The 7,071-nt window shown below is 66.2% G+C and carries 5 protein-coding genes; 2 read left to right on the top strand and 3 right to left on the bottom strand.

The annotated features are described in order from the left end of the window. Positions 1 to 247: 247 nt before the first annotated feature. From AC5P7E_RS14430 to parE, 3 genes are all read right to left on the bottom strand, one after another. The gene (locus AC5P7E_RS14430) at positions 248 to 1,744 is read right to left on the bottom strand and encodes a S10 family peptidase (RefSeq protein ID WP_005412919.1); all 1,497 of its coding nucleotides are present in this window, start codon (positions 1,742 to 1,744) and stop codon (positions 248 to 250) included. A 110-nt stretch (positions 1,745 to 1,854) separates the two neighbouring features. Continuing rightward, complete coding sequence (locus AC5P7E_RS14425; protein ID WP_032967150.1) at positions 1,855 to 2,433, bottom strand: GNAT family N-acetyltransferase; 579 nt, start codon at positions 2,431 to 2,433, stop codon at positions 1,855 to 1,857. Between the two features lie 193 nt (positions 2,434 to 2,626). Beyond that, a complete protein-coding gene (gene parE, locus AC5P7E_RS14420; protein ID WP_005408996.1) occupies positions 2,627 to 4,516 on the bottom strand; it encodes a DNA topoisomerase IV subunit B in 1,890 nt (629 codons plus the stop codon). A gap of 172 nt (positions 4,517 to 4,688) precedes the next feature. Between parE and AC5P7E_RS14415 the strand changes: the two genes are divergently transcribed. Further along, a complete protein-coding gene (locus tag AC5P7E_RS14415) occupies positions 4,689 to 4,922 on the top strand; it encodes a hypothetical protein (RefSeq protein ID WP_005408997.1) in 234 nt (77 codons plus the stop codon). Between the two features lie 400 nt (positions 4,923 to 5,322). Continuing rightward, positions 5,323 to 6,987: a CTP synthase gene (pyrG, locus tag AC5P7E_RS14410; protein ID WP_005408998.1), complete on the top strand. Its 1,665-nt coding sequence runs from the start codon at positions 5,323 to 5,325 to the stop codon at positions 6,985 to 6,987. The last annotated feature ends 84 nt before the right edge of the window (positions 6,988 to 7,071 follow it).

Below are 7,071 nucleotides of genomic sequence, written 5' to 3'. Positions count from 1 at the left end.
GGCTTTGACCGATGTGGAGGTCTTGCAGGCCTCTTTGGCGACCTGCAGTTTGAAACGTGCGTCGTATCTGTTCATGTATCCCTCGGGGTTGGATCTGACGTCCAACTCCCGGGGGTCACTTCAGGGACGGGTTTACGGCGTGTCCTGCATATCCACCCCACCTTGCCAGCCCCCAGGAAGCCCGCTTTTGCAGTGGCAGTGGCCGTGGCAGTCAGCGGGTGCCGGGCCGCAGGCCCGGCCGAACCCCTCAATTACGCTGGAACAGCGCCTGCACATCCTTGCGGAACGCCGCCTGGCTGTCCGTCCGGCTGTAGAACATGTGCCCGCCCGGATAGCTCCGCACCTGCACCCGGTCCGGGTTGCTGCCCATCGCCGGCATCTGGTCCACCGTCAGGATCGAGCCCATGAACGGGCACGACAGGTCGTTCCAGCCATGCACGATCAGCACCTGCAGATGCGGATCGATCGCCACCGCCTGGCGCAGCTGGGTCACCGCACCCTGGCGCAGCTCGCCGTTGCGGTCCCACATACGATTCACGTCGTAGTTCAGCGCCTGGTAGCGTGCATCCACCTTCCAGCCAACCACGCGCGTCACGAAGTCGACCATCGCCGTGGTGGTTGGCGCGATGATGCTGTCCAGCAGCGGATCATTGGCGCGCTGCTCCGGGTCATTCGGGAATGGATCGAACGCGGTCACATTGGAGTCGTAGCGGCTGCCCAGCGTGCCCTTGTCGCGGAATACTTCGCGCAGGTAGGCCTGGGTTTCAAGACGGCCACCGGCACGGCGCACGAACTGCGGGTCAAGCCCGGTCAGCTCGGTCACCCGGCGCAGCATCGCCTCGGTGGCCTGCGGATCGCTGCGGCCCTTCATCAACGCGGTGGCGTAATCGCCACGGGTGTACTCCACCACCTCGCGCATTGCCGCGTCGGTGAGCCTGCCCTGGCGCTCCAGGTGCGCCGCGGCGATCGACGGCAGCGTCTGCATCCATGCCATCGGCGAGACGTCGGCGTTGTCTTCCAGCGTCGGGCTCAGGTACGGCGAGACCAGTACCAGGCCGTTCATCGCCACGCCCAGCCGGGTCTGCAGGAAATGGGTGATGCGCGGGCCGCGATAGCCGCCGTAGCTCTCGCCGGTCAGGTACTTGCGTGACGCCATGCGCTGGTTGCGCAGCAGCCAGTCGTAGATCGAGCGCGACAGGTACTCGATGTCGGCGCCGGGGTTGTACAGCTGCTTCTTCGCCTCGTCATCGCCGATGCGCGCGCGGCTGAAACCGGTGCCGACCGGGTCGATGAATACCAGGTCGGTGAAATCCAGCCAGGTGCCCGGGTTGTCATGCAGGGTCGCGGGCGCCGAGGCGCTGTCGCCTTCCGAACCGAAGGTGACCACCTTGGGCCCGATCGCGCCCATGTTGAGGTACACCGACGAGGCACCAGGGCCGCCATTGAGCGCGAACGTCACCGGCCGGTCCTTGCCCGGCATCGTGTACGCAGTGAACACCACATCGGCGATGACCTTGCCCTTCTCATCGCGCACCGGCAGGGTGCCGACGGTGGCGGTGTAGTCCAGGGTGCGGCCGGCCAGGCGCATGCTCTGGCGCGCCGACGCATCGGCGGGCAGCGCAGGCGCGTCGGTCCTGTCGTCTTTCGAATCGGGCTTGGTGTCAGCGGCGGGCGCGGCCAGCACGCTGGTGGGGGCGATGAGCAGGCCGACGCAGAGCGCGGCAGTGTGCAGCAGGGACTTCATGGCACCGGATCGGCAGCGGAAGGGGGTTCCGATGCTAGGCCGGTGGAGTGCCATGCCGTATGTGTCCAAAGGCATGGCCACGTTCTGCAGCGGCTTGCGGCCAGATTGGATCAAACGGGCAGGGTGGCTGCCGCTTCGTCGTTGGCCAGCAGGCCATAGACGGCCGAGTCCGAAAGCTCGCCCTGGATGCGCCAGCGCTGGCGCAGCACCCCCTCGCGGTGGAAGCCGAGGCGGTCAAGCACATGTGCCGAGGGTACGTTGCGTGGATCGATCTCGGCTTCGATGCGGTGCAGGTGCAGGGTGTGGAACAGATAGCCCAGCATCTGCTGCAGGGCCTCATGCATGTAGCCCTGGCCCTGGCGGTCGGGCGCCAGCAGATAGCCGATCTCGGCCCGCATGGCCTCACGATCAATGGCGAATGCGACGCAGATGCCCAGCAGTGGGCCGTTGGGTGATTCGCGCAGGGCCAGCTTCAACTGGGTGCCGATCGCGTGCGCGGCAAGGTCGTCGTCGATCTGTTCGCGGGCTTCGGCCGGTCGTGTCCAGGCCGGGTGGTTCCACCAGCGCATCACGTCCGGATTGGATTGCAGCGCGAACAGCGCCGTCGCGTCGTCACGGCGGATCGGGCTCAGCACCAACCGCGTGCTGTGCAGCGGCAGGGCGGGGAACAGCAACGAGTGGCTGGCCAATACGATGGTCCACACGGGTGGACGCGCATTATGGCTCCGCCGGGTTTGCCGATGGCGGCGTAATGCCAAGGGCGCATGAGCCGGTGGTGCCGGCCGCTGGCCGGCAGTCGAGGTGGCCGGCCAGCGGCCGGCACTACCGGGCAACCGGGTCAGAGCCCTTTGCCAGGCAAAGGGATCCGACCCCGTGCCGGGATCAGACCTCCAGCGAGGCCAGATCGCCCTTGCTCTCCAGCCAGCCCTTGCGGTCGGAGGCGCGCTTCTTGGCCAGCAGCATGTCCATCAGCGAGCTTGTCTGCTCGCGATCGTCCACGGTCAGCTGCACCAGGCGGCGCGTATCCGGGTGGATGGTCGATTCGCGCAGCTGCGGCGGATTCATCTCGCCCAGGCCCTTGAAGCGGGTGACGTTGATGGCGCCCTTGATCTTCTCGCGTTCGATCTTATCCAGCATCGAGCGCTTTTCTTCCTCGTCCAGGGCGTAGAACACCTGCTTGCCCACGTCGATGCGGAACAGCGGCGGCATCGCCACGAACACGTGGCCGGCATCGACCAGCGCCGGGAAGTGCTTCAGGAACAGTGCGGTCAGCAGCGTTGCGATGTGCAGGCCGTCGGAGTCCGCGTCGGCCAGGATGATGACCTTGCCGTAACGCAGGCCGCTGATGTCGTCCTTGCCGGGGTCGCAGCCGATGGCGATGGCCAGGTTGTGTACTTCCTCCGAGGCCAGCACGCTGTTGGATGAGACTTCCCAGGTGTTCAGGATCTTGCCGCGCAACGGCATGATGGCCTGGAAGTCCTTGTCGCGGGCCTGCTTGGCGCTGCCCCCTGCCGAGTCGCCTTCCACCAGGAACAGCTCGGTACGCGACAGGTCCTGGCTGATGCAGTCGGCCAGCTTGCCGGGCAGGGCCGGGCCCTGGGTGACCTTCTTGCGGACGACCAGCTTCTCGGTCTTCAGGCGTGCGCTGGCGCGCTCGATGGCGATCTGCGCGATCTTTTCGCCCAGCTCCACGTTCTGGTTCAACAGCAGGCTGAAGGCATCGTGGGCCGCGCCTTCAACGAAACCGGCCGCCTGGCGCGAGGACAGGCGTTCCTTGGTCTGGCCGCTGAACTGGGGGTCGGTCATCTTCAGCGACAGCACGAACGACACGCGGTCCCATACGTCTTCCGGGGCCAGCTTGACGCCACGCGGCAGCAGGTTGCGGAAGTCGCAGAACTCGCGCAGCGCCTCGGTCAGGCCGGTGCGCAGGCCGTTGACGTGGGTGCCGTGCTGGGCGGTGGGAATCAGGTTGACGTAGCTTTCCTGCACCAGCTCGCCTTCCGGCAGCCAGGCCACGGCCCAGTCCACCACCTCGGTGTCCTTCTTCAGGTTGCCGACGAACAGGTCGGCCGGCAGCGATTCGCGTTCGCCCAGTTCCAGCTTCAGGTAATCGCGCAGGCCGTCTTCGTAGTACCAGGTGTCGACTTCACCGGTGGCCTCATCGGTCAGCTTGACCGTGAGCCCCGGGCACAGCACGGCCTTGGCGCGCAGCAGGTGCTTCAGCGCGCGCACCGCGAATTTCGGCGTGTCGAAGTATTTCGGGTCAGGCCAGAAGCGCACGCGGGTGCCGGTGTTCTTCTTGCCGACGCTGCCGACCACTTCCAGCGGCGTGGCGCGGTCGCCGTTGCGGAAGGTGATGCGGTGCTCGGCACCTTCGCGCTTGATGTGCACTTCCACCAGGGTCGACAGCGCATTGACCACGCTGACGCCGACGCCGTGCAGACCGCCGGAGAAGGTGTAGTTGTTGTTGCTGAACTTGCCGCCCGCATGCAGGCGGGTGAGGATCAGCTCGACACCCGGGATCTTCTCTTCCGGGTGGATGTCCACCGGCATGCCGCGGCCGTCATCGCTGACCTCCACGCTGCCGTCCTTGTACAGGGTGATCTCGATCGAGCGGGCGTGGCCGGCGAGGGCCTCGTCCACCGAGTTGTCGATCACTTCCTGCGCCAGGTGGTTCGGGCGCGCGGTGTCGGTATACATGCCGGGACGGCGCTTGACCGGGTCAAGGCCGGACAGGACTTCAATATCGGCGGCGTTATAGCGGGCGTTCATCTGTCTTCGAAAGCTTGGAGCGACGGGCAAGTGTGGGGTCTGGCACGGGATTTTGCACGCCTGCGGTTCAGTCTCGGCGACGCAGAGGGGGTAAAATGGCAGCCGCTGGAATCTGAATGCCGGCGACCCCCGTTGGGTCGAAACATCCAAGCCATACCGCGAGGAGGACCTCATGAAGAAGTTGCTGACCATTGCGATCCTGGCCGCTGCCGCCGTTGCAGTGCCGCTGGTGGTGGCGCAGAACGCCGGCCAGCCGGCCCCGCAGCAGGGTGGCCAGGCCGACAAGGCGCAGGCCGAAGCCGATGCCAAGGCCAAGCGCCGCGCCCAGGCCAATGCCGAAATGAAGGCGCAGGGCCAGCCGGCCCCGCAGCAGGAAGAGGAAGAAGAGGCGCGGAAGAAGAAGTAATTCTTCCGCCCTCCGAAGCCCTTGCCGCAAGGGATTCGCCCCCCGACGCCCCGCCCAGCGGGGCGTTTCTTTTGGGTGATGGCCGCAACTGCCCCTTGGGTTGGCGGCCATCAATCTGTAAACTATGGCTTTCCGGGAGTAAGTGCGTGTCCACCCTTTGCGAATGGGCTGGCACGACCATGCGTGGTCGCCAGCAATGCGGGTCGCAGGTGACGGTCGATTTGACCGGCACGGCCGCCCCGACCTCGCAGGGTGGTCCCCGTCCGGCGCCTGCCGCCGCACGGCCCAGCACCTCCCTCGCTGCCCCAGCGAACCGGAAAACCCCCTTCAAGCTCCATGCCCGCCCTCCGGGTGCGCGTGGTGCTGCCGTTTTCCATTTCCAGACAGGATGCTTGCAGCCATGACTCCCTTGATTTTCGTAACCGGCGGCGTGGTGTCCTCGCTCGGCAAAGGCATTGCCGCTGCGTCACTGGCCGCCATTCTCGAAGCCCGTGGCCTGAAGGTCACGATGATGAAGCTCGACCCGTACATCAACGTCGACCCGGGCACCATGAGCCCGTTCCAGCACGGTGAGGTCTACGTCACCGACGACGGCGCCGAGACCGACCTCGACCTGGGCCACTACGAGCGCTTCGTGCGCACCCGCCTGAGCCGCAAGAACTCGGTCACCACCGGCCGCATCTACGAGAACGTGATCCGCAAGGAGCGCCGTGGCGACTACCTGGGCGCGACCGTGCAGGTCATCCCGCACATCACCGACGAGATCCGCCGCTGCATCGATGAAGCCACCGAAGGTTACGACGTGGCGCTGGTCGAGATCGGCGGTACTGTCGGCGACATCGAGTCGCTGCCGTTCCTGGAAGCGATCCGCCAGGTGCGCACCGAGCGTGGCCCGGAGAAGGCGCTGTTCATGCACCTTACCCTGGTGCCGTACATCGGCGCCGCCGGCGAGCTGAAGACCAAGCCGACCCAGCATTCGGTGAAGGAGCTGCGCTCGATCGGCATCCAGCCGGACGTGCTGCTGTGCCGCTCCGAGCAGGCGGTGCCGGATTCGGAGCGCCGCAAGATCGCTCAGTTCACCAACGTCTCCGAGCGCGCGGTGATCAGCGTGCCGGACGTGGACGTGCTGTACCGCATTCCGTCGGGCCTGCACGCGCAGGGCCTGGACGAGATCGTGGTCAACCAGCTGAAGCTGGCCGACAAGGCCGGCCCGGTCGACCTGTCGATGTGGGAAGACGCGGTCGACGCGACCCTGCATCCGCTGGACGAAGTGACCATCGCCGTGGTTGGCAAGTACGTCGATCACCAGGATGCCTACAAATCGGTCGGCGAAGCCCTCAAGCACGGTGGCCTGCGCCAGCGCACCAAGGTCAACCTGAAGTGGCTGGAAGCACAGGACCTGGAAGGCACCGACATGGCCGCACTGGCCGATGTCGACGGCATCCTGGTGCCGGGTGGTTTCGGTGACCGTGGTTTCGAAGGCAAGGTGCTGACCTCGAAGTTCGCCCGCGAGCAGCAGGTGCCGTACTTCGGCATCTGCTACGGCATGCAGGCGGCCGTGGTCGACTACGCGCGCAACGTGGTCGGCCTGGAAGGTGCCAACAGCACCGAGAACGACCGCCAGTCGCCGAACCCGGTGATCGGCCTGATCACCGAATGGCGCACCGCGACCGGTGACGTGGAAAAGCGCGACGACAAGAGCGACCTCGGCGGCACCATGCGCCTGGGCCTGCAGGAACAGCGCCTGAAGCCGGGCACGCTGGCCCGCGAGCTGTATGGCAAGGACGTCGTCGCCGAGCGTCACCGCCACCGTTACGAGTTCAACAACCGTTACCGCACCCAGCTGGAAGATGCCGGCCTGGTGATCGCCGGCAAGTCGATGGACGACACCCTGGTGGAAGTGGTCGAACTGCCGCGCGACGCGCACCCGTGGTTCCTGGCCTGCCAGGCGCACCCGGAATTCCTGTCCACGCCGCGTGACGGCCATCCGCTGTTCATCGGTTTCATCCGCGCCGCACGCGAGCGCAAGGCCGGCGGCAAGCTGCTTTCCGAAGCGCGCGCCTGACTTGTGAATGGGGGCTTCGGCCCCCATCCTGCATGCTTCAACCCCCAGCGCACCGGCCCGGCCGGTGCTGCGGACAACAAGGAA

This window comes from Stenotrophomonas sp. YJH_SMC_25, from assembly GCF_059369595.1.
This window is presented reverse-complemented; position numbering and strand designations above follow the sequence as displayed.